This window comes from Deinococcus pimensis DSM 21231 (assembly GCF_000519345.1).
Classification (GTDB): domain Bacteria; phylum Deinococcota; class Deinococci; order Deinococcales; family Deinococcaceae; genus Deinococcus_A; species Deinococcus_A pimensis.
The window spans coordinates 1-1,134 of sequence record NZ_KI912617.1 but is presented as its reverse complement, the minus strand read 5'-3'; the positions used below and the strand labels follow the sequence as shown (position 1 = coordinate 1,134).

The 1,134-nt window shown below is 73.9% G+C and carries 1 protein-coding gene and 1 pseudogene; one reads left to right on the top strand and one right to left on the bottom strand.

Features of this window, described 5'->3' with window-relative positions; translation table 11 throughout:
- Nucleotides 1-215: alanine racemase (locus DEIPI_RS27320; RefSeq protein ID WP_045233345.1), on the bottom strand; the 215-nt coding region annotated here is incomplete at its 3' end.
- Nucleotides 216-299: 84 nt separating this feature from the next.
- Between DEIPI_RS27320 and DEIPI_RS38595 the strand changes: the two are divergent.
- Nucleotides 300-1,134, top strand: a pseudogene (locus tag DEIPI_RS38595) (hypothetical protein); the annotation flags it as partial.

Sequence of the window (1,134 nt, the reverse complement as noted above, 5' to 3'; positions counted from 1 at the left end):
GCCGCGAGGACGTCGAGCGCCTCGCGCGGCGTGGCGACCGCGTAGCCCCACACCACGTCGAGGTCGCGCGAGGCCTCCACCGCGAGGCGCGCGCCGTGCCCGTACGCGTCCGCCTTGATCGGGAGCAGCAGGGGAACGCCCGCGTGGGCCGACAGGAGGCGCAGGTTGGTTCGGTAGGCGTCGGCGAGGAACTCGGCGCGGGCTCGGGCGTGCATACGCGCAGGATACGGCACGCGGGGCCGGGTGCCGGGTTCGCCTCATCAACCCGGCTGTGGCGCGGCTATGCTGAGCGCAAGCTCATGAGACCTTCACTCCGCCTTCGCCTGACGACCGCCGCCACCCTGACCCTCCTCGCCCTCGCGGCGGGCCGCGCGGACGCCCAGGCGGGCGGCGACCTCCCGCTCGTCTCGCTCGGCGACGTCCTCAAGTGGACCCCGCCCGTCGAGACGTACACCCTGCGCGTCCCCGCCGGGGGCGCCCTCACGCCGCTCGGGCTGGAGGTGTACAGCCCGGGCCTCAACACCACCGACCTCGTCTCGGGCCGCGCGTCCGCCACGTACTACGGCGACGAGCTCTACGGCGGCACCACCACCTTCGACACGACCTTCACCCTCAGCGGACCCTCCGGCGTGGTGCTGGAGCGCACCTTCGCGCAGACGGACCGGCACGCCTGGGAGAGCCTGTGGAACTCGCCCCTCCCGGCGGGCACCTACACCCTCCGGGTCTCCTCGAACGGCAACGGCAAGAACGCGTACTCGCTGCGCGTCGCGGCGCCCTTCGCGCTGGAGGCCGCCGAGTTCACCGTGAACGTCCGCGGTCGCCCCGGCGAGGACCTCGTCGCGGCCCGCCTGAACGTCCCGAAGGAATGGGCGGGCCGCACGGTGGACCTCGCGAACTTCGACGGTGACGGCGTGGACGAGGCGTCCCTCACGCTCGTCCTGCCGAACGGCACGCGCCGTCCCCTCACGGTGTCCGGCAACAACGTCACCTCCACCGACGCGGTGCCCGTCACGGCCGACCTCGTGGGCGAGTGGCGGATCGTGGCGGGCGTCGCCGCGAAGCCCCGCCAGATCTCCAACGCGATCACCTTCCGCGCCGCGCAGGGCGGCCAGCCGCTCGCGCTGCGCCTGCCCG